General features: G+C 70.3%; 29 protein-coding genes, 1 tRNA gene and 1 pseudogene. 10 read left to right on the top strand and 21 right to left on the bottom strand.

All coding sequences use genetic code 11. From position 1 onward, the window contains the following. Positions 1 to 115: 115 nt before the first annotated feature. Together ACZ7L0_RS32650 and ACZ7L0_RS32645 are read right to left on the bottom strand one after the other, a co-directional pair. Entirely contained in the window at positions 116 to 1,330 is a 1,215-nt protein-coding gene (locus ACZ7L0_RS32650) for an acyl-CoA dehydrogenase (protein WP_471246133.1), read from the bottom strand. Positions 1,331 to 1,335: 5 nt separating this feature from the next. Next, a complete protein-coding gene (locus ACZ7L0_RS32645; RefSeq protein ID WP_471246132.1) occupies positions 1,336 to 2,358 on the bottom strand; it encodes a phosphotransferase family protein in 1,023 nt (340 codons plus the stop codon). A gap of 244 nt (positions 2,359 to 2,602) precedes the next feature. On the opposite strand from ACZ7L0_RS32645, the gene ACZ7L0_RS32640 reads away from it, so the two are divergent. Next, the gene (locus ACZ7L0_RS32640) at positions 2,603 to 3,577 is read left to right on the top strand and encodes an NADP-dependent oxidoreductase (protein WP_471246131.1); all 975 of its coding nucleotides are present in this window, start codon (positions 2,603 to 2,605) and stop codon (positions 3,575 to 3,577) included. Positions 3,578 to 3,595: 18 nt separating this feature from the next. Here the strand turns inward: ACZ7L0_RS32640 and ACZ7L0_RS32635 are convergent, their stop codons facing one another. Genes ACZ7L0_RS32635 through ACZ7L0_RS32620 form a run of 4 tightly spaced genes read right to left on the bottom strand, consistent with a single transcriptional unit; the run spans position 3,596 to position 5,785 of the window. Continuing rightward, positions 3,596 to 3,907 carry a DUF202 domain-containing protein gene (locus tag ACZ7L0_RS32635; protein ID WP_471246130.1) on the bottom strand — a complete coding sequence of 104 codons (312 nt, stop codon included), beginning with the start codon at positions 3,905 to 3,907 and terminating at the stop codon, positions 3,596 to 3,598. Then, positions 3,904 to 4,296 (bottom strand): YidH family protein, encoded by a 393-nt coding sequence (locus tag ACZ7L0_RS32630; RefSeq protein ID WP_471246129.1) that lies wholly within the window; start codon positions 4,294 to 4,296, stop codon positions 3,904 to 3,906. The genes ACZ7L0_RS32635 and ACZ7L0_RS32630 overlap by 4 nt, the downstream gene beginning before the upstream one ends. A gap of 21 nt (positions 4,297 to 4,317) precedes the next feature. Next, entirely contained in the window at positions 4,318 to 4,833 is a 516-nt protein-coding gene (locus tag ACZ7L0_RS32625) for an NUDIX hydrolase (protein ID WP_471246128.1), read from the bottom strand. Between the two features lie 58 nt (positions 4,834 to 4,891). Then, positions 4,892 to 5,785: a DMT family transporter gene (locus ACZ7L0_RS32620; protein ID WP_471246127.1), complete on the bottom strand. Its 894-nt coding sequence runs from the start codon at positions 5,783 to 5,785 to the stop codon at positions 4,892 to 4,894. A gap of 249 nt (positions 5,786 to 6,034) precedes the next feature. Between ACZ7L0_RS32620 and ACZ7L0_RS32615 the strand changes: the two genes are divergently transcribed. Then, positions 6,035 to 6,760, top strand: coding sequence for a molybdopterin-dependent oxidoreductase (locus ACZ7L0_RS32615; RefSeq protein WP_471246126.1), 726 nt, complete (start codon positions 6,035 to 6,037; stop codon positions 6,758 to 6,760). Continuing rightward, a complete protein-coding gene (locus ACZ7L0_RS32610; RefSeq protein WP_471246125.1) occupies positions 6,744 to 7,370 on the top strand; it encodes a cytochrome b/b6 domain-containing protein in 627 nt (208 codons plus the stop codon). Before ACZ7L0_RS32615 ends, ACZ7L0_RS32610 begins: the two co-directional genes overlap by 17 nt. Here ACZ7L0_RS32610 and ACZ7L0_RS32605 read toward each other — a convergent pair. Continuing rightward, complete coding sequence (locus tag ACZ7L0_RS32605; RefSeq protein ID WP_471246124.1) at positions 7,367 to 8,266, bottom strand: NAD(P)-dependent oxidoreductase; 900 nt, start codon at positions 8,264 to 8,266, stop codon at positions 7,367 to 7,369. The two genes, ACZ7L0_RS32610 and ACZ7L0_RS32605, sit on opposite strands and share 4 nt — an antisense overlap. A 59-nt stretch (positions 8,267 to 8,325) precedes the next feature. On the opposite strand from ACZ7L0_RS32605, the gene ACZ7L0_RS32600 reads away from it, so the two are divergent. Then, positions 8,326 to 8,679 carry a MerR family transcriptional regulator gene (locus ACZ7L0_RS32600; RefSeq protein ID WP_471246123.1) on the top strand — a complete coding sequence of 118 codons (354 nt, stop codon included), beginning with the start codon at positions 8,326 to 8,328 and terminating at the stop codon, positions 8,677 to 8,679. Here ACZ7L0_RS32600 and ACZ7L0_RS32595 read toward each other — a convergent pair. After that, positions 8,676 to 10,073, bottom strand: a complete 1,398-nt coding sequence (locus ACZ7L0_RS32595) for a GntP family permease (RefSeq protein ID WP_471246122.1) — start codon at positions 10,071 to 10,073, stop codon at positions 8,676 to 8,678. The genes ACZ7L0_RS32600 and ACZ7L0_RS32595 overlap by 4 nt on opposite strands. Positions 10,074 to 10,115: 42 nt before the next feature. Beyond that, positions 10,116 to 10,643, bottom strand: coding sequence for a gluconokinase (locus ACZ7L0_RS32590; protein ID WP_471246121.1), 528 nt, complete (start codon positions 10,641 to 10,643; stop codon positions 10,116 to 10,118). Between the two features lie 140 nt (positions 10,644 to 10,783). Between ACZ7L0_RS32590 and ACZ7L0_RS32585 the strand changes: the two genes are divergently transcribed. Continuing rightward, complete coding sequence (locus ACZ7L0_RS32585) at positions 10,784 to 11,485, top strand: FadR/GntR family transcriptional regulator (RefSeq protein WP_471246120.1); 702 nt, start codon at positions 10,784 to 10,786, stop codon at positions 11,483 to 11,485. 15 nt (positions 11,486 to 11,500) lie between these two features. On the opposite strand, the gene ACZ7L0_RS32580 is transcribed toward ACZ7L0_RS32585, so the two are convergent. The 7 genes from ACZ7L0_RS32580 to ACZ7L0_RS32550 all read right to left on the bottom strand — a co-directional run bounded on the left by ACZ7L0_RS32580 (position 11,501) and on the right by ACZ7L0_RS32550 (position 19,452). Continuing rightward, positions 11,501 to 11,686 carry a hypothetical protein gene (locus ACZ7L0_RS32580; RefSeq protein ID WP_471246119.1) on the bottom strand — a complete coding sequence of 62 codons (186 nt, stop codon included), beginning with the start codon at positions 11,684 to 11,686 and terminating at the stop codon, positions 11,501 to 11,503. Beyond that, positions 11,683 to 12,060, bottom strand: a complete 378-nt coding sequence (locus tag ACZ7L0_RS32575) for a YchJ family protein (RefSeq protein WP_471246118.1) — start codon at positions 12,058 to 12,060, stop codon at positions 11,683 to 11,685. Before ACZ7L0_RS32575 ends, ACZ7L0_RS32580 begins: the two co-directional genes overlap by 4 nt. Before the next feature lie 13 nt (positions 12,061 to 12,073). Continuing rightward, positions 12,074 to 13,417 (bottom strand): M1 family metallopeptidase, encoded by a 1,344-nt coding sequence (locus ACZ7L0_RS32570; RefSeq protein ID WP_471246117.1) that lies wholly within the window; start codon positions 13,415 to 13,417, stop codon positions 12,074 to 12,076. A 74-nt stretch (positions 13,418 to 13,491) separates the two neighbouring features. Continuing rightward, complete coding sequence (locus ACZ7L0_RS32565; RefSeq protein ID WP_471246116.1) at positions 13,492 to 17,352, bottom strand: Pls/PosA family non-ribosomal peptide synthetase; 3,861 nt, start codon at positions 17,350 to 17,352, stop codon at positions 13,492 to 13,494. Positions 17,353 to 17,814: 462 nt separating this feature from the next. Beyond that, the gene (locus ACZ7L0_RS32560; RefSeq protein ID WP_471246115.1) at positions 17,815 to 18,663 is read right to left on the bottom strand and encodes a helix-turn-helix domain-containing protein; all 849 of its coding nucleotides are present in this window, start codon (positions 18,661 to 18,663) and stop codon (positions 17,815 to 17,817) included. A 14-nt stretch (positions 18,664 to 18,677) separates the two neighbouring features. Further along, positions 18,678 to 19,193 carry a DUF6879 family protein gene (locus ACZ7L0_RS32555; protein WP_471246114.1) on the bottom strand — a complete coding sequence of 172 codons (516 nt, stop codon included), beginning with the start codon at positions 19,191 to 19,193 and terminating at the stop codon, positions 18,678 to 18,680. Further along, complete coding sequence (locus ACZ7L0_RS32550; protein WP_471246244.1) at positions 19,165 to 19,452, bottom strand: hypothetical protein; 288 nt, start codon at positions 19,450 to 19,452, stop codon at positions 19,165 to 19,167. The genes ACZ7L0_RS32555 and ACZ7L0_RS32550 overlap by 29 nt, the downstream gene beginning before the upstream one ends. 427 nt (positions 19,453 to 19,879) lie before the next feature. Between ACZ7L0_RS32550 and ACZ7L0_RS32545 the strand changes: the two genes are divergently transcribed. Then, positions 19,880 to 20,086 (top strand): DUF7848 domain-containing protein, encoded by a 207-nt coding sequence (locus tag ACZ7L0_RS32545; protein WP_471246243.1) that lies wholly within the window; start codon positions 19,880 to 19,882, stop codon positions 20,084 to 20,086. Positions 20,087 to 20,182: 96 nt separating this feature from the next. Next, positions 20,183 to 20,305, top strand: a pseudogene (locus tag ACZ7L0_RS32540) (DUF397 domain-containing protein); the annotation flags it as partial. A 265-nt stretch (positions 20,306 to 20,570) separates the two neighbouring features. On the opposite strand, the gene ACZ7L0_RS32535 reads toward ACZ7L0_RS32540, so the two are convergent. From ACZ7L0_RS32535 to ACZ7L0_RS32515, 5 genes are all read right to left on the bottom strand, one after another. Next, positions 20,571 to 20,729 carry a hypothetical protein gene (locus ACZ7L0_RS32535; protein ID WP_471246113.1) on the bottom strand — a complete coding sequence of 53 codons (159 nt, stop codon included), beginning with the start codon at positions 20,727 to 20,729 and terminating at the stop codon, positions 20,571 to 20,573. A 1,196-nt stretch (positions 20,730 to 21,925) separates the two neighbouring features. Beyond that, a complete protein-coding gene (locus tag ACZ7L0_RS32530; RefSeq protein WP_471246242.1) occupies positions 21,926 to 22,384 on the bottom strand; it encodes an HNH endonuclease in 459 nt (152 codons plus the stop codon). Positions 22,385 to 22,470: 86 nt separating this feature from the next. Then, positions 22,471 to 22,617, bottom strand: a complete 147-nt coding sequence (locus ACZ7L0_RS32525) for a hypothetical protein (protein ID WP_471246112.1) — start codon at positions 22,615 to 22,617, stop codon at positions 22,471 to 22,473. A 739-nt stretch (positions 22,618 to 23,356) separates the two neighbouring features. Continuing rightward, positions 23,357 to 23,965: a hypothetical protein gene (locus ACZ7L0_RS32520; protein WP_471246111.1), complete on the bottom strand. Its 609-nt coding sequence runs from the start codon at positions 23,963 to 23,965 to the stop codon at positions 23,357 to 23,359. A gap of 210 nt (positions 23,966 to 24,175) precedes the next feature. Beyond that, positions 24,176 to 24,263 (bottom strand) — tRNA-Leu (locus ACZ7L0_RS32515). Positions 24,264 to 24,475: 212 nt separating this feature from the next. On the opposite strand from ACZ7L0_RS32515, the gene ACZ7L0_RS32510 reads away from it, so the two are divergent. The 3 genes from ACZ7L0_RS32510 to ACZ7L0_RS32500 form a co-directional block, all read left to right on the top strand. Continuing rightward, positions 24,476 to 25,801 (top strand): M20/M25/M40 family metallo-hydrolase, encoded by a 1,326-nt coding sequence (locus ACZ7L0_RS32510; protein WP_471246110.1) that lies wholly within the window; start codon positions 24,476 to 24,478, stop codon positions 25,799 to 25,801. Positions 25,802 to 25,938: 137 nt separating this feature from the next. Further along, positions 25,939 to 26,172 carry a chaplin ChpH gene (chpH, locus tag ACZ7L0_RS32505; protein ID WP_471246109.1) on the top strand — a complete coding sequence of 78 codons (234 nt, stop codon included), beginning with the start codon at positions 25,939 to 25,941 and terminating at the stop codon, positions 26,170 to 26,172. Positions 26,173 to 26,297: 125 nt separating this feature from the next. Continuing rightward, positions 26,298 to 26,719: chaplin (locus ACZ7L0_RS32500; protein WP_471246108.1), on the top strand; the 422-nt coding region annotated here is incomplete at its 3' end.

The following is a 26,719-nucleotide window of genomic DNA, read 5'->3' as shown; positions in this document are numbered from 1 at the left end:
CGCGCGCCACCGGCCGGTCGTGAAAGACGTACGACACCACAGACGGGGCGCGCACTCAACGGCGCACGAAGGCACGGGGAAGCGGGGGGGGGGGGGCCGGTGCGGGGCCGGTGCCTCAGAGGTACTTCTTCAGCTCCCGCCGCGCCAGCGACCGCTGGTGCACCTCGTCCGGACCGTCGGCGATCATCAGGGTGCGGGCGCTCGCGTACAGCTCGGCCAGCGGGAAGTCCTGGCTCACCCCGCCCGCGCCGTGCAGCTGGATCGCCCGGTCGATGATGTCGACGACCGCGCGGGGCGTGGCGATCTTGATGGCCTGGATCTCCGAGTGGGCGCCCCTGTTGCCGACGGTGTCCATCAGCCAGGCGGTCTTCAGCACCAGCAGCCGCAGCTGCTCTACCGTCACCCGGGCGTCCGCGATCCAGTTGTGCACCACTCCCTGCTGGGCGAGCGCCTTGCCGAACGCCGTACGGGACGCCGCCCGACGGCACATCAGCTCGATCGCCCGCTCGGCCATGCCGATCAGCCGCATGCAGTGGTGGATGCGGCCGGGGCCGAGCCGGGCCTGGGCGATGGCGAAGCCGCCGCCCTCCTCGCCGATCAGGTTCGACACCGGCACCCGCGCGTGGTCGAAGACCACCTCGGCGTGGCCGCCGTGGGAGTGGTCCTCGTACCCGAAGACCTGCATCGCCCGCTGCACGGTGACGCCCGGGGTGTCGCGCGGGACCAGGATCATGGACTGCTGGCGGCGGATGTCCGCGCCTTCGGGGTCGGTCTTGCCCATGACGATGAAGATCTTGCAGTCCGGGTTCATCGCCCCGGAGATGTACCACTTGCGGCCGGTGATGACGTACTCGTCGCCGTCCCGCTCGATATGCGTGGTGATGTTGGTGGCGTCCGAGGAGGCCACCTCCGGCTCGGTCATCGCGAACGCCGAGCGGATCTCACCGGCGAGCAGCGGCTCCAGCCACTGCTTGCGCTGCTGCTCGTCGCCGAACTGGGTGAGCACCTCCATGTTGCCGGTGTCCGGCGCCGCGCAGTTCAGCGCGGTGGGCGCGAGGTGCGGGGAGCGGCCGGTGATCTCGGCGAGCGGCGCGTACTGGAGGTTCGTCAGCCCGGCCCCGTACTCGGTGTCGGGCAGGAAGAGGTTCCACAGGCCCTGCCTGCGGGCCTCGGTCTTCAGCTCCTCCACCACGGCCGGGGTGTCCCACGGGGAGGCCAGCGCGGCGCGCTGCTCCTCCGCGACCTGCTCGGCCGGGTAGACGTACTCGTCCATGAAGGCGAGGAGCTTGGCGCGCAGTTCCTCCGTGCGCGCGTCGAACGCGAAGTCCATGGCCGTCAGCCTTCCTGAAGAGTGGTCAGTCCGTGGTGGATGAAGACAGGGACGAGCTCGCCGATGCGGTCGAAGCCGGCTCCGACCGTCTGGCCCAGCGTGTACCGGTAGTGGATGCCCTCCAGGATCACGGCGAGCTTGAACCAGGCGAACGCCGTGTACCAGGACACGGCCGAGACGTCGCGCCCCGACCGTGCGGCGTACCGTTCGATCAGCTCGGCCGGGGCCGGGTGGCCGGGGGCCTCGGCGGTGGTGGAGACCGGCGAGTCGGGCATGCCCAGCGGCCGGCTGTACATCACCAGCAGACCGAGGTCGGTGAGCGGGTCGCCGAGCGTGGACATCTCCCAGTCGAGGATCGCCCTGATCGTGTCGTCCGGGCCGATCAGGACGTTGTCGAGGCGGTAGTCGCCGTGCACCACGGCGGGCGCGGGCGAGACGGGCAGCCGCCGTCCGAGGGTGGCGTGCAGTTCGTCGATTCCGGCCAGCTCGCGGTTGCGGGAGGCGTCCAGCTGCTTGCCCCAGCGGCGCAGCTGCCGGTCCAGGAAGCCCTCGGGGCGGCCGAAGTCCGCCAGGCCCACCGCGGCGGGGTCCACCGCGTGCAGTTCGACCAGGGTGTCGACGAGGGAGAACACCGCGTTCCGGGTGCGCTCCTCGCCCAGCGGGGCGAGCTGGTCCGCGGTGCGGTACGGGGTGCCCTCGACGAAGTCCATCACGTAGAAGGGCGCCCCGAGCACGTCCTCGTCCTCGCACAGCACCACCGGGCGCGGCACCGGCACGTCCGTGGTGTGCAGGGCGCTGATCACGCGGTGCTCGCGCTTCATGTCGTGCGCGGTGGCCAGCACATGGCCCAGCGGGGGCCGCCGCACGACCCACTTCGAGGTGCCGTCCGAGACCGCGTAGGTGAGGTTCGACCGTCCGCCCTCGATCAGCCGGCCGGTCAGCGGGCCGGTCACCAGGCCGGGCCGCTCGCGGTCGAGCAGGCCGCGCAGCCGGTCGAGATCGAGTCCGGGCGGGTGGTCGGGGCTCATGCGTCGCTCCTACGAACGGGTGAACAGGATGCGACTCATGATGCCGACCGGTCGGTATGCCGTCCAGTAGGCAGAGCGAACGTGATCGGTGCCACGATAGGCCGACGGCTCCCGGTGGTCATGGCCTTCCTCTTCGGGGGTAAGGGGTGACGTTGACGTTGACGACGCACAGGCCGCCACGCAAACGCCACATATCGGGGCATACCACTTGCGTGGTGTTCGAGAACCCCGAAGGGTCGGTCACATGAAGGGCATCCACTACAGCCGCTACGGCGGACCCGAGGTACTCGAGTACGGCGAGGTGCGCGATCCCAAGGTCGGCCCCGACTCGGTGCTGGTGAAAGTTCGCGCGGCGGCCGTCAACCCCGTCGACTGGAAGTGCCGCGAGGGCTATCTGGACGCCCTCCTGGACGCCGCCTTCCCGGTCGTTCCCGGCTGGGACGTCTCCGGGGTCGTCGTGCGGCCCGGGGCCTCCGTCACCGAGTTCGCCGTGGGCGACGAGGTCATCGGCTACGTCCGCGAGGACTTCCTCTCCCGGGGCACCTTCGCCGAGTACGTCGCCGCCCCCGTGCGCACCCTGGCCCGCAAGCCGCGCAACCTCACCTTCGAGGAGGCGGCCGGGCTGCCGCTGGCCGGACTCACCGCCTACCAGGTGCTCGTCAAGGCGCTGGAGGTCAGGCGCGGCGAGACCGTCCTGGTGCACGCCGCGGCGGGCGGGGTCGGCTCGATCGCCGTCCAGATCGCCGTCCACCTCGGCGCCCGCGTCATCGGTACGGCGAGCGAACGCAACCACGACTTCGTGCGCGGCCTCGGCGGCGAACCGGTGACGTACGGCGACGGCCTGGCCGAACGGGTGCGGGGGCTCGCGCCGGAGGGCGTGGACGCGGCCTTCGACACCATCGGCGGCGACACGCTGAAGGCCTCGGCGAACCTGCTCGCCCCCGAGGGCCGCCTGGCGTCGATCGCGGACCCGGACGTCGTGAGCTACGGCGGCCGCTACTGCTTCGTACGCCCCGACGCGGAGGACCTGGGACGCCTGTCCGAACTCGCGGAACAGGGCGTGGTGTCGGTCCACGTCTGCGAGACCCTCCCCCTGGAGCGCGCGGCGGACGCGCACCGGCTGAGCCAGGAGGGCCGGACGCGGGGCAAGATCGTGGTGACGGTGGACTGGTCGGAGGAGACCGTGGAGGCCGGGGAGACGGCGGGGTCGGGGGAGTAGCGAGCCGCCGCCCGCGGGCTACACGACGAGCGCCGCGGCGCACACCGCCATCGCCACCGTGCACAGCACCGCGACCGCGGCGTGCCGGGGGGTGAGCGCGGCGGGCCGGGCGGTCGTGGTCGCGAGGGCGCGGATGCGGTGGTGGGCGATCCACAGGAAGCCCAGCCAGAGCGCGCCGCACAGCGCGCAGACGACGACACCGGTCGCCGACACCCCGTGCAGCGCTGTCTTCAGCGCGAGGACGGAGGCGACGGCGTACGACAGCGTCGTGCGCCGCCACGCCAGCCGGGTCCGCTCCGGCTGCAGCCCCGGGTCCCGCCCGCCCGTCATCCCGCCCACCCGGCCAGGACGACCACCACCATGACGACGGCCACCACCGCGACGACGAGGCTCAGCACCGCGGGGAACCGGGAGGCCGGCAGATCCTCGCCGCGCCGCATGGCCCGCTCGCAGCGCACCCAGTGGTTGACCGCCCGCAGCGAGCACAGCACGCCGGCCCCGAGCAGCCCCAGCGCCAGCCCGACGCGCCAGCCCCAGCGCAGGTCGGGCAGGAACTGGTCCACCGCGAACCCTCCGCCGATCAGCGCGAGGGCGGTCCGCAGCCAGGCCAGGAAGGTGCGCTCGTTCGCCAGCGAGAACCGGTAGTCGGGAGTGCTGCCGTCCGCCCGCACCTGCTCCGGCGCGAACCACAGCCGGACGTTCCGTACGAATTCGATCACACGGACGACCCTACCGGGGCGTCATCCGGCCGACCGGAACGCCCGCAGCCGCTCGTACGCCGCCAGCCCGTCCGGCACCCACTCCCACTCCCCGAGCCGCCGCTCCACCTCGTCCTCGGGCAGGAACCCGTACCAGGCCACCTCCTCCACCTGCGGCCGCACCGGCAGCTCGCAGCGGACCTCGTACACCGCCGACCACCAGCTCTGCCCGGCCCCGCCGTCGTACAGGAACTTGAACAGGTACGACGGCTCGGGCAGCCCGCTCACCCCCAGTTCCTCCTCCGCCTCCCGCAGCGCCGCGTCGGCGTAGGACTCACCCGCCCCGACCACACCCCCGACGAACATGTCATAGAGGGAGGGGAACACCGGTTTGGTCGGTGTACGCCGGTGCACGAAGACGCGCCCGGCGGAGTCCCGGGCCTGGATGAACACACAGCGGTGCCGCAGCCCGCGCGCGTACGCCTCCCCGCGCGGGGACTGCCCGATGACCTGGTCGTTCTCGTCCACGATGTCGAGGATCTCGTCAGCAGCGCTCATGACCCCCATGAAAGCAGGGCGCCCCCGCGGGGCACCCCGCAGGCCGCCCCGGTCGGGCTCAGCGCGGCTGGAGGTCCCGGGCAGGCTGCGTCTGCGCCGTACCGCGCGGCATCGCCGGATGCAGCCCCAGCAGCAGGATCCCCGCGACGATCGCCGCGAGCCCCGCCGCCTCCCAGGCCAGCGCCCCGGTGTCGGTGCGCAGCCGGTCGCCGAGGAAGCCCACCCCGCACAGGATCCCGGCCAGCGGCTGGGCCGCGGTGAGCGCGGGGAGCGACATACGCAGCGGGGCGGTCTCGAACGCGCTCTGGACCAGGATCAGCCCGGTGACACCGAGCACGACCACCCCGTACGGCTGCCACCCGGTGATCAGCTCCGCGAACCCGCCCGCGGAGAAGCGCTCGCCGCTCACCCGGGTCAGCGCGTCCTGCACGCCGTACAACAGCCCGGCCGCGCACGCCAGCAGGACCGGACCCCAGCTCAGCCGTGAACGTTTGGCGTACGTCGTCAGCACCAGGGCGACGCCGACCATGGCGCCGATGATCAGCCAGTGCCGGACCGGATCGGTGACATCGGTCCCGCCGCGCGGCTGACCGGCCACGATGAACGCGCTCACGCCCCCCGCCAGCAACGCCAGCCCGGCCCAGCCCTGGTGGCCCAGCACCTGCCGGGTCCGGTGCCGGGAGAGGGCGAGGGCGAACAGGAGGTTCGTGGCGAGCAGCGGCTCGACCAGGGAGATCTCACCCTGGCTCAGGGCGATCGCGCCCAGGGCCATGCCCGCCACCATCAGCCCTATGCCGCCCAGCCAGGTCGGCACCTTCATCAGGTCGAGCAGCAGCCGGAACGACAGGAAGTCGCTCAGCGGTGCCTTCTGGGCGGCGTCCTGCTGCAGTACGAACCCGAAGCCCAGGCAACAGGCCGCGCTCACGGCGAGAATCAGAACCAGAACCGACACGCTGCGTACCTCGATCATCCGGTCGGGCCACAAAGTGCGTAGTGGCCGACTGTAGCGCCCCAGGGCCGGCGTTGCCCCTGGGGTACCCGGAACCGGGCGGTTGACTCGCCATGGTCCGCCGACCGGGGCGGCGGCGCCATGGCGTACGCCACAGGCCTCCATGAGACGTAGGTGAGAAGTGGTTACGGAATTCTGACGGGAACCGGCGATCGCTGGCCCCCCGGGGAGCAAGAGTGCTCGAATGAATGGGTGAACCCCGAACCATCCGAGGAGGAGGGCCGCCCGGTCGGCCGCCGTGTCTTCCTCGGCACCCTCGGCCTGGGCGCCCTCGGCGTCGTCGCCGCGCCCACCCTGCAACACGGCCTGGAGTCCTTCCTCGGCACCGTGTCCGGCAAGGACCCGACGGGCCTGACCGGACTCCTGCCGAACGGCGGCGGCTTCCGCTACTACTCGGTGGCCGCCTCCGTCCCGCACAAGGGCCCCGCGGACTACCGCCTCACCGTCGACGGCCTGGTGGACCGGCCCCGCACCTACAACCTGGCCGACCTGCGCGCCCTGCCGCAGACCCGGGTGGTCAAGGACGTGCAGTGCGTCACCGGCTGGCGGGTTCCGGGCACCCCCTTCGAAGGCGTCCGGCTCGCGCACCTGCTGGACGCGGCGGGCGTGCGCGACGGCGCGAAGGCGATCCGCTTCACCTGCTTCGACGGCACGTACACCGAGAGCCTCACGCTGGCCCAGGCCCGCCGCCCCGACGTCCTGGTCGCCCTGCGCATGCAGGACAAGGCCATCGGCCACGACCACGGCGGCCCGGTCCGGCTGTACGTGGCCCCCATGTACTTCTACAAGTCGGCCAAGTGGCTCTCCGGCATCACCGTCACCGACCGCGTCCAGCCCGGCTACTGGGAGAAGCTGGGCTACGACGTCGACGCATGGGTGGGGCGTTCGAACGGACGGACCGATGAGCCTACGAGCTGAGACCCCGGCCCCGCCGAGCGCGCGGATCCACCGCTTCAGCCGGGCCGAGCGCTGGGTGCACCGGACGACGGCCGTGCTGATGGGCGTGTGCGTCCTCACCGCGGCCTGCCTCTACATCCCCCAGATCGCCGTCCTCGTCGGCCGCCGCGAACTGGTCGTCCGCGTCCACGAGTGCGCCGGACTCGCCCTGCCCGCACCGGTCCTGCTCGGCCTCGCCTCCCGTGCCTTCCGCGCCGACCTCGGCTTCCTCAACCGCTTCGGCCCGCACGACCGGCTCTGGCTGCGCGCCGCCCTGCGCCGCGACAAGCGGCCCGAGGCCCGCCCGGCGGCCAAGTTCAACGCCGGGCAGAAGGTCTACGCCGCCTGGATCGCCGGGGCGACGCTGGTGATGCTCGGCACGGGCCTCATGATGTGGTTCACCCACCTCACCCCGCTGATGTGGCGCACCAGCGCGACCTTCGTGCACGACTGGCTGGCCCTGACCATCGGCATCGTCCTCGCCGGCCACATCGGCATGGCCCTGGCCGACCCCGAGGCCCGCCGCGGCCTGCGCACCGGCACGGTGAGCCGGGAGTGGGCGGAGCGCGAGCATCCGCTGTGGCGGTCCTAGCGTCCTGAGGCAGCGCCCTCCGCGTGCTGCGCCGTGGCCAGCCGTGCCAGTGAGTCGGCGCCGTGGCCCGCGGCGACCACCCGGTCGGCGGCCCGCTTGGCGGAGGTCAGCGCGGCCACGTCGAGGCCGTGCGCGGCGGCGGTGTCGATCAGGTGGGTGAGCGTGGTGGCCGCCGAGGCGACCGTGGAGCGTTCGCCGGGGAAGTGGCCGGCGGTCAGCTGCCGTGCCCAGCGCGGCGCCATCTCCGACAGGACAGCGCCGATTCCGGCCGCGTACGGCGCCAGCTCACCAGGGGTGACGTCCTCGGCCTCGGCGAGGGCGAAGGCATGCGCCAGGCCGTGCACGCAGGTGGCGAACAGGTCGAGCAGCGCCACCTCGTGGGCCACGGCCCGCCCGGGGTCCGCACCGAGGTACCTGCCGGTGCCGCCGAGCGCGGCCATCACCTCTCGTACGGCCCTCTGGGCCTCGTGCGGCCCGCTGTAGAGCACCGCGGCCGACGGTGTCCCGATGGCCGTGGTCGGGGTGAGGATCGCGCCGTCCAGGTAGCGGATGCCGTGCCCGGCCGCCCACTCCGCCAGGGCCCGGGCCTGCGCGGGCTCCCCGCTGGTGAGGTTGACCAGCACGCGTCCGCTCCAGTCGCCCGGCGGCGGATCGAGGACGGCCCGTACGGCGGCGTAGTCCCGCAGACAGGCGACGACCACCCGGCCGGCGCTCACCGCCGCACCGACATCAGCGGCGACGACCGCACCCCGCGAGGGGAGGTCTCCGGCCCGGTCCGGGGTGCGGTTCCACACGGTCAGGGGATGACCGGCCGTCAGGAAGGCGCCGGCGAGAGCCCGGCCCATGGGGCCGAGGCCGAGCAGCGCGACGGGAGTTGACTGGTTCGAAGTCGTCATGCCGGGACGGTAGACAATCACGTTGACGTGAGAGTCAAGCCCCTGCTGGACTCGGCGCCATGAGGATCGGGGAACTCTCCCGGCGCACCGGCGCGAGCCCGCGCGCGCTGCGCTACTACGAGGAACAGGGGCTGCTGACCCCGGACCGGCGCCCCAGCGGCTACCGCGAGTACGAGGAACGGGACGTCACGACCGTACGGCGGATCCAGGTCCTGCTCTCCGCGGGCCTCGGCACCTCCGCCATCGCGGAGATCGTGCCCTGCGCCGACGACCCGGACGTCGTCCTGGCCGGCAGGTGCCCCGAACTCCTCGCGGGCCTCGCCCGGGAACGGGCCCGCATCACGGCGACCATCGACGACCTGAGCGCGGCCCGCGACATCCTGGACTCCCTGGTCGGCCGCCCGTTGCGCTAGATCACGAGGGACAGCAGCAGGACCAGTCCGCCGGCGACCACCGAGATGATCGTCTCCATGACCGACCAGGTCTTGATCGTCTGCCCGACGGTCAGCCCGAAGTACTCCTTCACCAGCCAGAACCCGGCGTCGTTGACATGGCTGAAGAACAGCGACCCGGCGCCGATGGCGAGTACCAGCAACGCCGTGTGCGTCGTCGACATGTCGGCGGCCAGCGGCGCGACCAGACCGGCCGCCGAGACGGTCGCCACCGTCGCCGAACCGGTCGCCAGCCGGATCGCCACCGCGATCAGCCAGGCCAGCAGGAGCGCGGGGATCGACCAGTCCTCGGAGATCTCCAGGATCATCCGGCCCACACCGCAGTCGATCAGCGTCTGCTTGAAGCCGCCGCCCGCGCCCACGATCAGCAGGATGCCCGCGATCGGTATCAGGCCCTTCTCGACGGTCGACGAGAGCCGCTCCCTGGTGAACCCGGCCGGGCGTCCGAGCGTGAACATGCCAACGATGACGGCCGCGAGCAGCGCGATCAGCGGGGAACCGACGACGTCGAAGACACGCTGCGTGCCGTTCGCGGGATCGTCCACGACGAGGTCGACCAGCGCCTTGGAGAGCATCAGGACGACCGGCAGGAGCACGGTGGCCAGCGTCGCGCCGAAGCCGGGGCGCCGCTGCAGGTCCTGCGAGGCACGCGGCGGGAGCATCCGGTCCGGAACCGGTACGTCCACCCAGCGGGCGGCGACCTTCGAGAACAGCGGCCCGGCGATGATCACCGTGGGAATCGCGACCAGGATGCCCAGCGCCAGCGTCACCCCGAGGTTGGCCTTGACCGCGTCGATCGCGACCAGCGGACCGGGGTGCGGCGGCACCAGACCGTGCATCACGGAGAGACCCGCCAGCGCCGGGATGCCGATCCGCATCACGGAGTAGTTGCCCCGCTTGGCGACCATCAGCACCACCGGGATCAGCAGCACGATGCCGACCTCGAAGAACAGCGGCAGGCCGATCACCGAGGCGATCAGCACCATCGCCCACGGCATCGCCCGGCCGCCCGCCCTGGCCAGGATCGTGTCCACGATCTGGTCCGCGCCGCCGGAGTCGGCGAGCAGCTTGCCGAGGATCGCGCCGAGGGCGATCAGCACGCCGACACCGGCGACCGTGGCGCCCAGGCCGGTGGTGAAGCTGAGGATCGCCTTGTCCAGCGGCGCCCCGGCGAACGCCCCGAGCGCCAGCGACCCGATGGTCAGCGCCAGGAAGGCGTGGAGCTTGAACTTGGTGATCAGCAGGATGATGACGGCGATGCCCGCCAGGACGGCGAGGCCCAACTGGGCGTGGCCGGCCGAGGTGATCGGCGCGGGCGCGTCCGCTGCCAGCATCTCGACGCTGAGTCTGGTCACGGGTTTCCCTTGCAGGTGTGGAGGTGGGGGGAGCGACAGGCGTTACACGGCCGGGTCGGGAAGGGCGGCGAGCGCCCCCACGGCCCGTTCGGCGATGGCCTCCGGGGCGCCACGGACGTCGACGACGACGCCCGCCTCGTCCGCCTGGAGCGGTTCGAGGGTGGCGAACTGGGAGTCGAGCAGCGCGGTCGGCATGAAGTGGCCCCGGCGGTGCGCCATACGGTCCGCGATCAGCGACCGGTCGCCCGCCAAGTGCACGAACACGATCCCGGGAGCCGCGGCCCTGAGCCGGTCGCGGTACGACCGCTTCAGCGCCGAGCAGCTGACCACCCCGCCGAGCCCGGCCCGCCCGTCCGCCCAGGCGCCGATGGCGTCGAGCCACGGCCACCGGTCCGCGTCGTCGAGCGGGGTGCCGGCCGCCATCTTGGCGATGTTGGCCGGCGGGTGGAAGTCGTCGCCCTCGGCGTACGGGACGCCCAGCCGGTCGGCGAGCAGCCGACCGATCGTGGTCTTGCCCGTGCCGGCGACGCCCATCACGACCACGACAGGGGGGATGTGGGGGATACGCATCTCTGCCTCGCTGTCCTCGTCGGCATCCGACGCCATCGGACGCCGACGACACTGAAACCGATTAGGTACGACGAATTCAAGAGACTGTGACAAATAAGTCTGACTTTTTGGCTCAGTGATCCACCCCGTACGCTGAGTGCATGAGCACACCGGGCCGGGGGTTGCACGGCCGCGTACTGGACGCCCTCGGCCCCGCCATCACGGCGGGCGAGTACCCGCCGGGCAGTGTGCTGCGCACCGACGAACTGGCGCAGCGCTTCGACGTGTCACGTTCCGTGATGCGCGAGGCGGTACGGGTCCTGGAGTCCATGCACCTGGTCGAGTCGCGCCGCCGCGTGGGCGTCACGGTCCGCCCCAAGCACGAGTGGAACGTCTACGACCCGCAGGTCATCCGCTGGCGCCTGGCCGGCGCCGACCGCCCGCACCAGCTGCGTTCGCTGACCGTGCTGCGTTCGGCGCTCGAACCGGTCGCGGCGGGCCTCGCGGCACGCAACGCCACGGCCGAGCAGTGCGCCGAGCTCACCGAGTGCGCCCTCGGCATGGTGGCCAACTCACGCGGCCGCAGGCTTCAGGGGTACCTGGTCCACGACATCGCCTTCCACCGGGTGATCCTCACCGCGTCCGGCAACGAGATGTTCGCCCGCCTCGGCGACGTCGTCGCCGAGGTCCTCGCGGGCCGCACCCACCACGAGATCATGTTCGAGGACCCCGACCCGGCCGCCGTCACCCTGCACGTCCAGGTCGCCGAGGCGGTCCGCGCGGGCGACGCCCCCCGCGCCGAGCGACTGACCAGGGAAATCACCGTCGGCGCCCTCCAGGAACTGGACATCCTGGCGCCCTGATCCGCCGGACACGACCTAGGGATAGTCCCCGGCCACCACGAGGTACACGCACGCCACGACCGCGACGGCCAGGGCGATCAGCGCGCACCCCAGCAGCCCCGTGACCCCGGCGATCGTCGCCCAGCCGAACCGCGTCGCACGTTCGGCCCGCCGGACCGCGTCGCGGTAGTCGCCGTCGTCGTCCCAGTCGCGGTCGGTCACCGGGGAAAGTCCCCGTCGACGTACACCCACGCCCCGTCCACCCGCTCGAACCGGCTCCGCTCGTGCAGCGAACCGCCCCGGTAGGAGGCCCGGAAGGTCACGGTGCCGGTGGAGTGGAAGGCCGAACCGCCGGTCGTCTCCAGCACCTCCAGCCCGGTCCACCGCATCCCCGGATCGAGATCGAGCCGCCCGGGCCGCGTCCGCGGATGCCAGGTCCGCAGCAGATAGCCCGCGTCCCCCTTCACGAACGCGGTGTACCGCGACCGCATCAGCGCCTCGGCGGTCGGCGCGGCGGCGGCACCGACGGGCAGGAAGCGGCCACAGCACTTCTCGTACGGCTCGGACAGCCCGCACGGGCAGGAACGCGAGGTCATGGACGCCATTGTGCTAGACGGCGACCCGCGCACCGGGCAGGGGCAGCGGCGGCAGCCGGGTCTCGTGGAGCCAGGCCTGGAACAGGTCGTCCAGTGGCTCCTCCGCGAAGCGGCCGGCGTGGGTGGTGAAGCCGGCCGTCCCCACCGACCCGCCCCGGTGCAGCCGGGTCCAGTCGCGCAGCATCCGGAAGAACGCCTCGTCGCCCAGCGCGCAGCGCACCGCGTGCACGGCGAGGCCGCCGCGCTGGTAGAGCCGGTCGTCGAACATCAGCTTGCGGCCCGGGTCGGACAGCCTCAGATCCTGCGGGAGAGAGGAGAGCAGCCGGTGCGCGGAGGCGGCGTGGTGCTGGGCGCTGCGGCCACCCGACCGCTCCGACCACAGCCACTCCGCGTACTTGGCGAAACCCTCGTTCAGCCAGATGTGCCGCCAGTCGGCTATGGACACGCTGTTGCCGAACCACTGGTGTGCCAGCTCGTGCGCGACCAGCCGCTCCGAACCCCGCGCCCCGTCCACGTGGTTGGCGCCGAACAGCGACAACCCCTGTGCCTCGACGGGCACATCGAGCTCCTCCTCGGTCACCACCACCGCGTACTCGTCGAAGGGGTACGGGCCGAACAACTCCTGGAACAGCCCCATCATCGCGGGCTGGCGGGCGAAGTCCCGGGAGAAGCGGGGCAGGAGGTGGGCGGGGATGTGCCCGTGCTGCGGGACGCCGTCCGGCCCGGGGTCGCCCAGCAGCACCGTCTGGTACTTGCCGATCGCCAGCCCCACGAGATAGCTGGACGTGGCCGCCGCCTGCTCGTACACCCACGTGGTCGTCGACGCCTTCGTGGTCCGGGTCAGCAGACGTCCGCCCGCCACCACCGCGTACGCCGACGGCGTGGTCACCGACAGCAGGTAGGACGCCTTGTCGGCGGGCCGGTCGTTGCACGGGTACCAGGACGGCGCCCCGACCGGCTGGCTCGCCACCAGCGCCCCGTCCTCCAGCTCCTCCCAGCCGATCCCGCCCCAGGCGCTGGCGACCGGCTTCGGGTTGCCCGACCAGTGCACCTCCACCGTGAAGGCGGCCCCGGCCCGGACGGGCTTGGCGGGGCGGACGCGGAGCCTTCCGCCGCGATGCGTGTAGTGCGGCTGCCGCCCGTCGACCCGGACCCGGCCGATCCTGAAGTCGGCCAGATTGAGCTGGAACTCGGTGAGCGGCGACCGGCCCGCTATAGCGTTGATCCGGGCGGTGCCCGACAGCCGGTTGGGACCCGGGCGGTAGTCCAGCGCGAGCTCGTAACGGTGCACCCGGTACCGGGGATCACCGTTGTCCGGGAAGTACGGGTCCCGCCCCGCCGACTGCTGCACTGCCACCGCTGTGTCCGCTCCCTGCGCCGCGCTGCCACTCCGTACCGGTGCCTCGCTCACCGGCTCCGAGTGGCCCGCGCTCAGGGACGCCATGCCTCGATCGGGTTGCCGAGCCAGCGGGTGTCGTCCGGAACGGACTCCGCGGCCATGACGAGCGACGCGGGACCCAGGGTCGTACGGGCCCCGACCGTGCTGCCGGGCAGCACGATCCCGCCAGGACCCAGCGTGGCGCCCTCACGGAGGACCACAGTATCCGTCCGCAAGATCCGGTCGTGGAAGAGGTGCGTCTGGAGCACACAGCCCCGGTTGACGGTGGCCGCGTCCTCCAGGGTGACCAGATCCGTCTCCGGAAGCCAGTAACTGTCCACCCACACCCCCAGGCCGATCCGCGCGCCGAGCCCCCGCAGCCACGCCGTCATCACCGGCGTTCCCGGCACCCGCCCGGCCAGCCACGGCACGGCCAGCACCTCGACGAACGTGTCCGCCAGCTCGTTGCGCCACACGAAGGAGCTCCACAGCGGATGCTCCCCGGCGTGATGCCGCCCCACCAGCAGCCACTTCGCGACGACCGAGACGACCGCCGCCGCGGCACCCGCCGCGAGCAGCACCAGACCCGACAACGCCCAGGCCCACACGCCCAGCGCACACAGCGCCGCCACCGTCAGCACCCCCAGCGCCGCCGAGCAGAAGACCGGGACGATCCGGCACAGCTCCACCAGACCGCGCGCCCACAGCAGCCGGGCCGGCGGCTCGTACGTACGGCTCTGGTCGCCGTCGCTCGCGCTGCGCGGCAGCTTCACCGGCGGCAGCCCCAGGTACGAGGTGCCCTTCTTCGCCTTCTTCGGCGTCGCCGACAGCACACCGACCAGCCCGCCGTCCGGCACGCTCCGCCCCGGCGCGGTCATCCCCGAGTTCCCGAGGAAGGCCCGCCGCCCGATCTCCGCGCGCCCGATCCGCACCCAGCCGCCGCCCAGCTCGAACGGCGCGGTCAGCGTGTCGTCCGCCAGGAAGGCCCCGTCGCCGACGGTGGTCAGGCTCGGCAGCGCGAGCACGGTCGACACCTCCGCCCCGCGCCCGATCCGCATCCCCAGCAGCCGCAGCCACACCGGCGTGACCAGACCCGCGTACAGCGGGAACAGCGTCTCCCGGGACCGGTCCATCAGCTGTGTGACGGTCCACGCCTGCCACCCGACCCGGCCGTGCGTCGGATGCGTGCCCTCGCGCAGCCCCAGGCTCAGCAGCCGTACGGCGACCAGGATCAGCAGCGCGTACGCCAGCCCGAAGGCCAGCGTGGCCGGCACGAGCGCCGCCGCGGCACCCCGCACCGCCCCGGCGAGCCCGTCCCCGGGCGCCACGAACACCCCGGCGACCAGCAGCGCGGCGACACCCGCGAGCACGGGCAGGGCGCTCAGCACCACACCCGCCACGCCGTACATCACCCGCCAGTACGTGCCCCGCCTGGGCCGGTCCTTGGGCCAGTTGCGCTTGGCCTTGCCCAGCTTCACCGCGGGCGCGCCCGCCCACCGCTGCCCGGTGGGAATCTGCCCGGTGACCGCCGAACCCGGCGCCACCTCGGCCCGCTTGCCCACCCGCGCGCCCGGGAACAGCGCACTGCGCGTCCCGACGACGGCGTGCGCACCGACCCTCACCGGCCCGATCTCCAGCCGGTCCCCGTCCAGCCAGTGCCCGCTCAGATCCACCTCGGACTCCACCGCGGCCCCGCGCCCCAGCCTGAGCATGCCGGTGACCGGCGGCAGCGAATGCAGGTCCACGTCCGGCCCGATCCGCGCCCCCAGCGCCCGCGCGTACCGCTCCAGCCAGGACCCCGTCAGCGCGGTCGCCCCGGTGAACTCGGCCAGCCGCTCGGCGGTCCACAGCCGCAGGTGCACACTCCCGCCGCGCGGATACCGGCCCGGCCGCACGCCCCGCAGCAGCAGCCGCGCCCCGCCCGCGGCGAGCGCGATCCGTCCCGGCGGGCTGAAGAACAGCAGCGCCCCGGCCGCGACCAGCCACCAAGGGGCGGTCGGCAGCCAGGAGTACGCGGGCAGCAGGTTCCCGGCCGCGGCCAGGACCACCGTCCAGCGCAGCCCGAGCAGCGTGAACAGCGGGAAGAGCAGCAGCAGTTGCACAGCCTGGGCACGGACCGGGACCGGCGTTACCGTCCGCCGCGCGCCGTCGTCCTGCGCCGAGGCCTCCAGGCGCCGGGCCAGCTTGCGCAGGGTGGGCTGCTGGTAGATGTCGAGCACGGCGGCGCTCGGGTAGCGGGTGCGCAGCCGGGTGGTGAGCTGGGCGGCGGCCAGGCTGCTGCCGCCGATCGCGAAGAAGTCGTCCGAGGCACCGATGACCGGGATGCCCAGCACTTGCGCCCACTGCTCGGCGAGCCAGGCCTCGGTGCCGTACAGCTGCGCCGCGGGCGCCTCCACCCCCTTCAAGGGCCAGGGCAGGGCGTTGCGGTCGACCTTCCCGGACGTACGGGTCGGCAGCTCGTCCACCGGGGCGAGCAGCGGGACCAGGGCCGCGGGCAGCTCGGCGCGCAGCCTCTCGACGGCCGCCGTGTGGTCCCAGCCGTCCTGGGTGACCACGTAACCCACGAGGAGCTGATTGCCGCTGCGGGCGGTGCGCACGGCGGCGGCGCCTCCCGCCACACCGGGCAGCGCCTGCAGCGCCGCGTCCACCTCGCCGAGCTCGATCCGGCGCCCGCCGAGCTTGATCTGCTCGTCGGCCCGCCCGAGGAACACCAGCCCCTCGGGATCGGCCCGCACCAGGTCACCGCTGCGGTAGGCGCGCTCCCAGCCGAGCGAGGTGAGCGGGGCGTACTTCTCGGCGTCCTTCTCGGCATCGAGATACCGGGCCAGCCCGACCCCGCCGATCACCAACTGCCCGCTGCCGCCCATCGGCACGGGCTCTCCGCCCTCGTCGACGACGGCCAGCTCCCACCCGTCGAGCGGCAGCCCGATCCGCACGGGCTCCTCGCCCGTCATCAGCGAGGCGCACGCCACCACGGTCGCCTCGGTGGGCCCGTAGGTGTTCCACACCTCGCGCCCCTCCGTCACCAGCCGCTGCGCCAGCTCCGGCGGGCAGGCCTCACCGCCGAAGATCAGCAGCCGTACGTCGTTGAGGGTCTCGGGCTCCCACAGCGCGGCCAGCGTGGGCACGGTGGACACGACCGTGATCTCCTGCTCCACCAGCCAGGGCCCCAGGTCGGCACCACTGCGCACCTGCGACCGGGGCACGGGCACCAGACAGGCCCCGTACCGCCAGGCCAGCCACATCTCCTCGCAGGACGCGTCGAACGCCACGGACAGCCCCGCCATGACCCGGTCCCCGGGCCCGATCGGCTCCTCCGTCAGGAACAGCGCGGCCTCGGCGTCCACGAACGCGGCGGCGCTGCGGTGTGTGACGGCGACGCCCTTCGGCTTCCCGGTGGACCCGGAGGTGAAGATGATCCAGGCGTCGTGCTCGATGCCGGGGCGGCCGGCGGGGACGTCGCAGACGCCGTGGACCGTGATCTCCTGCCCGGCCCCGACCACGGCCCGCACCCGCGCCTCCCCGAACACCAGCTCGGCCCGCTCGTCGGGGTCCTCGGCGTCGACGGGAACGTAGGCGGCACCGGCGGCCAGGACGGCGAGGACGGCCACGTACAGCTCGTTGGTCCCGGACGGAACCCGCACGCCCACCCGGTCGCCCAGACCGACACCCGCGGCGCCCAGCCGGTGCCGCAGCCGCTCCACCTCGACGGCGAGCCCGCGGTAGGTGAGGCGGGTCGTGCCGTCGTCGAGGGCGAGCTCGTCCGGGTACGTCCGCACGGATGCCTCGAAGACGTCCACCAGCGTGCGGGGAGAGGCCGCCGGGCCCCCGGAGAAACGTGCCCTGTCACCGAACCGTTCGCGGATCTCTTCGTCGAGCAGGCCGAGAGCACTGCTCTCGTGTATGGCTGCCATCGGTCCTCGCGTCTCGATCCCGGAAGCCTCCGGGGCGCCGGCGGGCCCGCAGGTCTGCCTGGGGTTGTCCGGTCCAGCCTCGTAACAAGCCGGAAATTTTAGTACGACGCTAGGCTCGCCCCCTTCTGCCGGCCACTGGGCACGGCCGTTCGGGGCCGTTGGGGCAGAGGGCGGGCCACGCTGACCTGCGTGATCTTCGAGCCGACGAGAGATGGCCCACACAACGAAGCGAGGGCCGCGACCAGTGGTCGCGACCCTCGCTCATCTCGTGTGTCCGAGGGGGGACTTGAACTCTCCACTCGGGCATCGGCCCATTAGCTGACTGACCTGCGAAAACGTACCCTCTCGGCGCCCTTCGAGGCTGTGAGGGTTGGTCATGCTCACCTGCTGTTTCTGCCCGTTCCCGACCGCTGTTGGTCATGCGTTGGTCACGTGGCCAACCCGTTCGAGAACCACGCCCACTCAGTCCAGGGATGCCAATGCACCTGCTATCAGGGAACGTGCCGCAGCTCCCCGCGCGGCCCCCTGAGAGAGTCGGTCAAAGGCTCGGGCGTACAGCTCGACCTGGCTGGGCTGCGTGAGGGTGGCGGCAGCGTCCAGCGTGTCCGCGTGCACTCTGGTGTCGTCGAAGATCGTGAAGGTGGGCATGGGCCACATGGTCCGTTGCGTCGAAAATGGGACGATCCCCACGGCGACGTTCTGGAGATCCATAACCCCGAGGAGGTGGCCAAGCTGCGCTGCCATCGTCTCGACGCTGCACAGCCGGTACCGCAACACCGACTCCTCCAGTACGAACGAGAACCGGCGTGCGCCGTTGCTCAGCACCCCATTACGCCTCATGCGGGCCGCCACGGCGTCACTCACATCGTCCGGGGTTCCTCGGAAGTCTGCGATGGACGACAGCAGGGCAGCGGCGTACCCGGGCGTCTGGAGGAATCCGGGAATCACGTCGGAGACGTAGACCCTGAACGTCTTTGTTTGTTGGTACAGATCACCTGTGGACTCTTGCAGGCGGCGAAGACCGCTCCGCTGGAGTCGCCTCCACTGCACATGGGCATCGGCGGACTGTCGGTTAGCCGCGATCAAGTCCGGGGCCTGATCATCAGCGGCGCACGCTCGGCACCACGCTTTGATGTCCGCGTCAGAGGGTGGTGTCTTAGCGTTCTCGATCCGGGATGACTTCGACTCTGACCAGCCGCACCTGACGGCCAGCTCCCGCCCGCTGATCCCCGCATCCTTCCGGATCTCACGCATACGGCCGGCCAGCTCTTCGCGGGCCTGCTGAACGCGTGAAGACGGGTGTGTGGGCACGGAGCTGGCTTTCGTCAGATCTTGTACAGGTGGTGCGGGATTGCTCGCTCCCAGACCGCTTCGAAAGCAGCCGAGCATAGCTTCACGGCTCCCGGGTCCGCGGTAATCTCGTCCTCCACCACCGCGCCGTCACCTGAGAAGTGATGCACCCGGAGCAGCGCACCATCGAACAGCCAGAAGTCATTCCCCGGCAAGGGGATACTCGTGGCCTGCCTCCGTGGCAACCACCGCACTTCCTCACCCGCCGTGACGTTGGCGCGGGTGACGTAGTGCTCCCAGCGGATGTAGTCCGATACGGGCTCGGAGATCACTCGGGCCCGGCGGATCGCCACACCCCGGGCCACGGTGTCCGTGATCAACTGATCGTACGGGTGCCACCAGGATTCGCGGTCCTCCCAATTGATCCGCTCGCCCCGCTTCCATGCCTCGAACCGATCTGTTGGGGCATAGGAGTCACGCAGTTCCAGGTGGACGGCGGACCGCTCGCACTGGCCAAGCAGCTCAGCGAAGCTGGGCACGCTCGACGGCATCACACGCCTCCCTGATCATCGGGATCATCCGGGCCGGAATCCTGACGATGGCTTCACTGTCGGGCACCGAGCCGTTCGCGGGGCTGCTTGCCTCGCACTGCGCTTGAGTCTCGGGGCTCGGCTTCCACCCTTGCAACAAGATCTCCTGAGCTTCCGCATCCGCCCACACGGTGGGGCAGTGGTCCCGGTCTGTGTCGGGGTCGATACCTGCTTGCTCGGACTTGCATAAGCTTCGTTGAACTGCAGAGACAGCGTCAATACCGCCATCAGCAAGGCCAATTGGGATGCAAGCTCATGCAAGTTTGTGGAGCCGGACACTCGCCGCTTCCTACGGTCGGCACATCGACACGGAATCGATCGGGAGGGCGCGGTGCAATGGGCGAGAGCAAGGCGCGGGACACCGAAGCGGCTGATCGTCTGGGCAGCAGTGAGGCTCGGCAGTTCCTCTCGCGCCTCTCCGGTGCATTCGGCGTAAACGGGGTGCTCATGGTGCAGAAGAGCGACCCTGGCCCCGAGGGCGCTGACATGGCGCCCAGTTCGGCTTTGCGCTGGCCCCGGTGCGAGTGCGGGAGCCCGAAGTGTCCTGACTACAAGGCACCCAGTAGGCCGACAGAGGCCCTGAGCAGCAGAGTCGCTGAGGCCAACGCGCGGAGCCGTAGGGGTGTGGTGTGAGCATCAGAACAGCCATGCGCTACGTGATGCACAGGATTACCGAGCACCCTGACACAGACGTCACCTTCGAAGCAGAATGCCTGCACTGCAAGTGGACAGCGACACCTTCCACCGAGTCGGCGTCCGTCGATGTGGAGTGCTTGAGCCACACGGGCCGCTCCGGGCACGCCGGTTTCCGACGCATCAGGACGTCGTTCGCCATGGTCGTTCGCGCCGAGTAGAGCCCCTGCCGCAGTTATGGGGGACCTGGACTCCCGCCTGGCACGGGCGGCGGCGGTCAGTCATGGCCGCGATTAGTTGAGCAGGAAGGTGCAGTGATGCAGAACGGAACCGACCTGTACGCGCTCGACATCAGCGGGACCTCGTTCGTCCAGGCGTGCGGCGGCCCTTGTACCGAGGGGTGCGTGACCCCGGCCCGCACCGGTAAGGACGCTGGGGCTGCGTAATATCAAGCGGCTGAACGCGCAGCTGCTTGCGATTCACGAGCGGAAGCAGGACCAGAAGACCGCCACTGCGTGGGCTCTCGCTGAAGCTGGCCAGCTCGCGCTTCAGAAGATCGAGCGTCTTCAGGCCAAGTCCGCTGCTGCGGCTCCTGCCGAGTCGGCGCCCATCGCGCCGGCCAGGGCGTTGGCGTAGTTGCTTGACGTCCGGGGGCGACTCGGCGGTAGCCCCGCGGCGATCCTGCCCCCACCTTCCGCTGTGCGCTCACCGAGCGGTGATCCAAGCGGTGATCGCCGACCCGGCACAGGTGATCAGGGCCGTCAACAACCGCACGGGGACGCGCTGCACGGTCATCCGGAAACCACCAACACGGATGTCCAGGACCGGGGCGTTCTGCTCGGGCTCCATTCGCTGACCCTCCATCAAGTCGCTTGTAGAGCTGGATTTCCCTACAGACCTCTACTATCCCCAAGTAGGCCCGAGAGAGTGCACTCGGGGTCACCAGCGAGGCTCAGAAATGGCACTGAGTGCCACCATTCCTCGTTCCCTTGCCCTCTTTGTGGCGATCCTGGAATTGCCGCGTGACCTTTATGGTGGTTTTCGCTGCTCATTCGCCCGTCAAAGCGAGAAGATCATCCGCAGGAAGTTCTACTTGGAAGGCCTCATGCCCGGGACTTCGGCGTACCCGCAGGACGCCCGGTTCGCGATCAGCCGAGGCCGAGGAGTGCGAGGGGGCGACGAGGGTCGCAGGCGTTGCGGCGGAGGCTTGCTGCGATGCTCTTCCCTCCGGTGGTGCCGGAGCTGGCATATCGTCATGAACTTGGCGTCACGCGACTACGGCGAAGCCCTGCCGCGCCGGCTCCCGCTGTCCAGCCGTCTTTCACGGCCTGACAGCCCAACGGCCTTATGGGCCAAGGGCACTTTCGCCTTCATGCTCCCATGGCCTCCCTGGCGTCGCTACGCTGGCAATGTGTCTGAACACGAGGTAGCTGATCCGCGGATCGCCTGGAGTTGGCACATTAGCCAGGCCAACAACTGCGCTGCATCGAACGAGGATGAAGGCCGCTCAGCCCCGCCTGATGGCGCACCTCGGGCGCCCCTACCTCGACGGCCACGGCCCCACGGGCAACCGACGTCCAACTCCCCGTCCGACAGCCCCCAAGGGCTCTGGAGGTCCGAGTCAGGCCCTCAGGTCTCCAGAGCGCCGGGCGATGTCCGGGGTCGGTTGGCCAATCTTCGGCGCGGCGTTAGCCCTACTGGCACTGCTCAGCAAAGGGCCATCGAAAGCGCCACCCAGGCACTTCAACGTCAGGCCGAGCCTGAACTGTTCAATGAGATCCTCGCGAGCGGCGCAGTAGCGGCCTCTGTGACCGCCGCCGCCACCGTCGCCAAGGCAAAGATTGACGCCACCACTCAGCGGCGCAGGGACGCCCTGGACGCGGAGACCCAACGGTTCAAGATCGAGTCCGATGAGCGCGTGGCGAAGTTTCAGGCCACGAAGGAGGCTCAGAGTGCTCGGTTCCGAGCGCAGCAGCCCACTGACTGAGGTAGAGGGTTCCACCTCGGGCTGCGAGAAGGAAATAAATCGCCCCCGGCTTCGGCCGGGGGCTCTTCTTTGTTTAGGTACTACTTCGCCGCGGCCATTCGGGAGTCGGGTCCGGCCATCCTTCCGCTTTGGCCTTTGCAACCTTCTCGGCGTAGCACGCGCGGTACCAACCCACGCCTAGGTCGTAGGGATAATTCCCGGGCGTTTCGCGGAGGAACCACGATCGGCGTTTCGGGTCTGCTATCTCGGCTGCAACCGTGTCGAGGTCATCGAGCAGCCCCAGCACTCCTTCATGTACCGACAGATACATGTCCCGAAGACCCTTATCGCCGAAGTCTGACTTCTGGGCTGTGCCGTTCCCACTCCACCGGTGGCGCAGGTCCCATCCAATGAACAATTCCATCGGAGTCTTGTCGCCCTTGCTCAAGTTGCAACTGCGGCAAGCTGGCACGAGGTTCGACATATCGTCCGCTCCCCCGTCCGAGAACGGGATGACGTGATCCATCGTCTGTGACGGCCTACCGCAGTACACGCAACAGCCATCGTTGGCCTCAAGGACACACAACCACGTCCAAACGCGGTGTTGTCGGCGTCTCCTATTCCTAGGGAACACGTGCGTCAATCCTTGACGGTGTACTCACCGGTCTCCTCAACATTGACGTAGCAGTCATTGCCGTCGCCCGGGTGGTGCTTGTCGCACCACTGCTCGACCTCGGTGTCGCACTCCGCCATCTTGTTGCGCGTCTCGGCGTCGTCCGCCCTCACGCCGATGAAGTTCTGAGCACAGGACGGCGGCCCGTCGTTGGTAGAGTTGATCTTGATCCAGCCGACCACGCCCAGTCGACGAAGACGGCGACGAAGAAGATGGTCAGACGTCTCCGACCGTAGCGTTCAGTGATCGTTTGCATGTAGATGCACCCCCCACATGGTTCGTGTGATCGGTGATCATAAGTGGTTGATCCGTGAACGAGAAGAGGGGCTCCAGTGAAGGAGGGGCGAGGAGATGAGACTCCTGGCCCGTGACTACGGACAGCGCTGAAAGAACGAAGCCCCCGGGAAGTAGTCCGGGGGCTGATTGATTTGCTACAGCAGTGCGCGGAACGGGTTCTCTCCGAGCGGTTCGGGCCGCTCGGTCACGGAAACCGGCGGGCGAACCGACCGCTTCAGGACCGGCGCGGGCTCCAGGGCCCGGTTCGGTTCCGGACGGTAAGCATCCAGACGGACAACCGTTGCGCGCCCCTGTTCACCCTCCGCACTGGCCGGCATCGGCTCCGCAACCGTTTCTGTCAACACTCGTCTTCAGAACCGTCACCGCGGAGTGAGAAAACGGTGGCCGGTCGGCCCGTCTTGCCCGACCGCTCCACGGTCACGACGATTCCGGGAAGTGCCTTGACCTCAGCGGCCGTTGCCCCGACGAACGGGAGCACCTGAGAGGACGTGGCCCGACCGCCGTGCATCTCGATTCGGGCCCGAACCTTGTCCGCGAGACTGAGCGGCTGCCGCTTCACCTTCGGGGAGGTGGCCCCCTTGGTGATCCGTACGGCGTCCTGTACCGACCGCCGAACCAGAGTGAAGCGGCTGACAGCATCTCTTCCGTGATCTGCTCGGAGCACTCAGACGCTGCCAGGCAGGCCGCAACCCTGAGCGTCTGTTCTGCGGTCCGCTCGATAAACGCTGCCTGCTCTTCCGGCAGGGCCTCACCGAGGATCCGGGCGTACCGCCGTACGATCCGCCACAAGGGCCGGGCGCCCTCCCCGAGCGTGATCACACGCGGCCGGGCCGTCGCCCACCCGTAAGCGTCAGCCACGTCTCGGCCGTCCACTTCCGGCAGGGTCACGGGGTCGTCATCAAGTGGCAGAAGGAGCGGCAGGGCGCCGAGCGTGCACGTCTCGGCTCCGCCTGGGTCGTGCCGGACGTTGGCGGAGACCTCTACGGGGTTCTCTCCGGCCTCCAGATCGTTCGTGACCTTGCTGTGTCTCCAGTCGTGGATACGGAACTCCTCGGGGAGCTTCAGCCGCGTCCGCAGGGTCCGCCAGCGGGCGGAAACCTTCTCCGGGTCCTGAGGGCCTCCAGCCTCGCCCCGGTAGAGCTTGAAGCCGTCACGGGCGAACACAAGGTCATGATCGCCACTCGCCGGGCTACACCATGGCCCGGTACGGCCACTCTCGTAAGGACGGGGCGCGGAAGCTGGCCGCCTCCGGTGCGGGCCGACTCGGCCTGTCATCCCTGGTCTGACCTGGGGAATCTCCAGGCTGTTGGTCACGTGGTTGGTCACGCCATAGCCCGGAAAAGCAGAAAACCCCTGATGAACAGGGGTCTCAGCTGGTGTCCGAGGGGGGACTTGAACCCCCACGCCCGATAAAGGGCACTAGCACCTCAAGCTAGCGCGTCTGCCATTCCGCCACCCGGACAAGGTGTCTGTCGTGCGGGGTTTCCCCCGCGGCGACGAAGGAAACATTACCAGGCTTTCCGAGAGGGCCGATCACACCCCGTCCCGGTCCCGGTCCGGGCGTGAACGGCGTGTGACGGGCCCGGGCCGGTCTTGGGACCGGAGCGGGCGGAGAGGGAGGATGAAGGGGACGAGCAGCAGTGACCACCAGCAGTGACAGCGGGAGGAAGCAGCGTGAGCGAGACGGACACGGCCAAGGGCGTCACCGGCGAGGACGAGGTCGTGGACCTCTGCCGCGAGCTGATCCAGATCGACACCAGCAACTACGGCGACCACTCGGGCCCGGGCGAGCGCACGGCCGCCGAGTACGTCGCCGAGAAGCTCGCCGAGGTGGGCCTGGAGCCGAAGATCTTCGAGTCGCACCCCGGGCGGGCGTCGACGGTGGCCCGTATCGAGGGCGAGGACCCGTCCAGGCCCGCGCTGCTGATCCACGGCCACCTGGACGTCGTACCCGCCAACGCCGCCGACTGGACCCACGACCCCTTCTCCGGCGAGGTCGCGGACGGCTGCGTCTGGGGACGCGGGGCCGTCGACATGAAGGACATGGACGCGATGACGCTGGCGGTCGTGCGCGACCGGCTGCGCAGCGGGCGCAGGCCTCCCCGGGACATCGTGCTGGCCTTCCTCGCGGACGAGGAGGCGGGGGGCACGTACGGAGCGCGGTACCTCGTCGACCACCACCGTGAGCTCTTCGACGGCGTCACCGAGGCGATCAGCGAGGTGGGCGGGTTCTCGTTCACGGTCAGCGAGCAGCGGCGGCTGTATCTGATCCAGACGGCCGAGAAGGGCATGCACTGGATGAAGCTGACCGTGGCCGGCTCCGCCGGGCACGGGTCGATGATCCACCGGGACAACGCGATCACCGAGCTGTCGGAGGCCGTGGCACGTCTGGGCCGGCACAGGTTCCCGGTGCGGGTCACCAAGACCACCCGGGCCTTCCTCGACGAGCTCGGCGACGCGCTCGGCACCGAGCTGGACCCGGAGGACATGGAGTCGACCCTCGCCCGGCTCGGCGGCATCGCCAAGCTGATCGGCGCGACCCTGAGCAACACGGCCAACCCCACCCAGCTGGGCGCCGGTTACAAGGTCAACGTCATTCCGGGCGAGGCCACCGCGCACGTCGACGGGCGCTTCCTGCCCGGGCACGAGGAGGAGTTCCTCGCCGACCTCGACCGGATCCTCGGACCCAGGGTGAAGCGGGAGGACGTGCACGCCGACAAGGCCGTCGAGACCACCTTCGACGGGGCGCTGGTGGAGGCCATGCAGTCCGCGCTGGTGGCCGAGGACCCGGCCGCCAAGGCGATCCCGTACATGCTCTCCGGCGGCACGGACGCCAAGTCCTTCGACGACATCGGCATCCGCGGCTTCGGCTTCGCGCCGCTGAAGCTGCCCCCGGAGCTGGACTTCGCCGGCATGTTCCACGGCGTGGACGAGCGGGTCCCGGTGGACGGACTGAAGTTCGGCGTGCGCGTGCTGGACCGGTTCATCGACGCCTCGTGACACGGTAATTCGGGCGCTCGTACGAGCTCGACTGAGAAGGGTGAATGCGACCATAGGCTCGTAGCTTCATTACTCCCTCCTCGTTACAGGTAATGCGATCAGCGACATGAGATCGCATTTGCCAACAAGGAGGAATAATGATCAAGAAGGTCGTCGCTGCTGCGGCCGCCACCGGTGGTCTGGTTCTCGCGGGTGCGGGTATGGCCGCCGCCCACTCGGGCGCCCAGGGTGCCGCCGTGCACTCCCCGGGTATCGGCTCCGGCAACGTCGTCCAGGCGCCCGTTCACGTGCCGGTGAACGTGTGCGGCAACACGATCTCGGTGATCGGGCTGCTGAACCCTGCCTTCGGCAACTCCTGCGTCAACAAGTGACGTCCGCACTCTGAGGGACGTCCTTGCCGTCGGCCCCGGAGCGCCCGCCATGCGCTCCGGGGCCGACCGGTCTTCGCGCGAGTGAACCGAAGTCATTTGAAGAACAAGGCAGGGGGAATTCAGCAATGCGACAGAGCACCCGCAAGGGCTTGATGACCGTGGCGGCCGCCACCGGGGTGATCGCCGCCGCCGGTGGCTATGCCCACGCCGACGCGGGCGCCGTCGGCTCCGCTTCCAACGCGCCGGGCATCCTGTCCGGCAACGTCGTCCAGGCACCGGTACACGCCCCGGTGAACGTCTGCGGCAACACCGTGAACGTCGTCGGGATCCTCAACCCCGCGGTGGGCAACCACTGCGCCAACGGCGGCGGCTCCGGTGGGCACTCCGGTACGGGCGGCTCCCACGCGAGCGGACACACCGGCGGCTCGCCCGGCATCGCCTCGGGCAACCACGTCCAGGTCCCGGTCGACGCGCCGGTGAACGTGTGCGGCAACAGCGTCAACGTCATCGGCGCCGGCAACGCCGCGGCGGGCAACGAGTGCGGCAG

Source organism: Streptomyces sp. NPDC039424 (genome assembly GCF_055639495.1).
Note: the sequence above shows the minus strand (reverse complement) of the source record. Positions and strands in the feature narration are given on the sequence as shown.

Excerpts from the sequence above, each read along its gene's own strand:
- ACZ7L0_RS32635 (WP_471246130.1), bottom strand. The coding sequence starts at position 3,907 with ATGACGGGCGGGCGGGACCCGGGGCTGCAGCCGGAGCGGACCCGGCTG.
- ACZ7L0_RS32645 (WP_471246132.1), bottom strand. The coding sequence starts at position 2,358 with ATGAGCCCCGACCACCCGCCCGGACTCGATCTCGACCGGCTGCGCGGC.
- ACZ7L0_RS32600 (WP_471246123.1), top strand. The coding sequence starts at position 8,326 with ATGAGGATCGGGGAACTCTCCCGGCGCACCGGCGCGAGCCCGCGCGCG.
- ACZ7L0_RS32545 (WP_471246243.1), top strand. The coding sequence starts at position 19,880 with ATGCGCTACGTGATGCACAGGATTACCGAGCACCCTGACACAGACGTC.
- ACZ7L0_RS32565 (WP_471246116.1), bottom strand. The coding sequence starts at position 17,352 with ATGGCAGCCATACACGAGAGCAGTGCTCTCGGCCTGCTCGACGAAGAG.
- ACZ7L0_RS32605 (WP_471246124.1), bottom strand. The coding sequence starts at position 8,266 with ATGACGACTTCGAACCAGTCAACTCCCGTCGCGCTGCTCGGCCTCGGC.
- ACZ7L0_RS32625 (WP_471246128.1), bottom strand. The coding sequence starts at position 4,833 with ATGAGCGCTGCTGACGAGATCCTCGACATCGTGGACGAGAACGACCAG.
- ACZ7L0_RS32590 (WP_471246121.1), bottom strand. The coding sequence starts at position 10,643 with ATGCGTATCCCCCACATCCCCCCTGTCGTGGTCGTGATGGGCGTCGCC.
- ACZ7L0_RS32585 (WP_471246120.1), top strand. The coding sequence starts at position 10,784 with ATGAGCACACCGGGCCGGGGGTTGCACGGCCGCGTACTGGACGCCCTC.
- ACZ7L0_RS32575 (WP_471246118.1), bottom strand. The coding sequence starts at position 12,060 with ATGACCTCGCGTTCCTGCCCGTGCGGGCTGTCCGAGCCGTACGAGAAG.
- ACZ7L0_RS32555 (WP_471246114.1), bottom strand. The coding sequence starts at position 19,193 with ATGCCGTCGAGCGTGCCCAGCTTCGCTGAGCTGCTTGGCCAGTGCGAG.
- ACZ7L0_RS32610 (WP_471246125.1), top strand. The coding sequence starts at position 6,744 with ATGAGCCTACGAGCTGAGACCCCGGCCCCGCCGAGCGCGCGGATCCAC.
- chpH (WP_471246109.1), top strand. The coding sequence starts at position 25,939 with ATGATCAAGAAGGTCGTCGCTGCTGCGGCCGCCACCGGTGGTCTGGTT.
- ACZ7L0_RS32535 (WP_471246113.1), bottom strand. The coding sequence starts at position 20,729 with ATGGAGGGTCAGCGAATGGAGCCCGAGCAGAACGCCCCGGTCCTGGAC.
- ACZ7L0_RS32640 (WP_471246131.1), top strand. The coding sequence starts at position 2,603 with ATGAAGGGCATCCACTACAGCCGCTACGGCGGACCCGAGGTACTCGAG.
- ACZ7L0_RS32650 (WP_471246133.1), bottom strand. The coding sequence starts at position 1,330 with ATGGACTTCGCGTTCGACGCGCGCACGGAGGAACTGCGCGCCAAGCTC.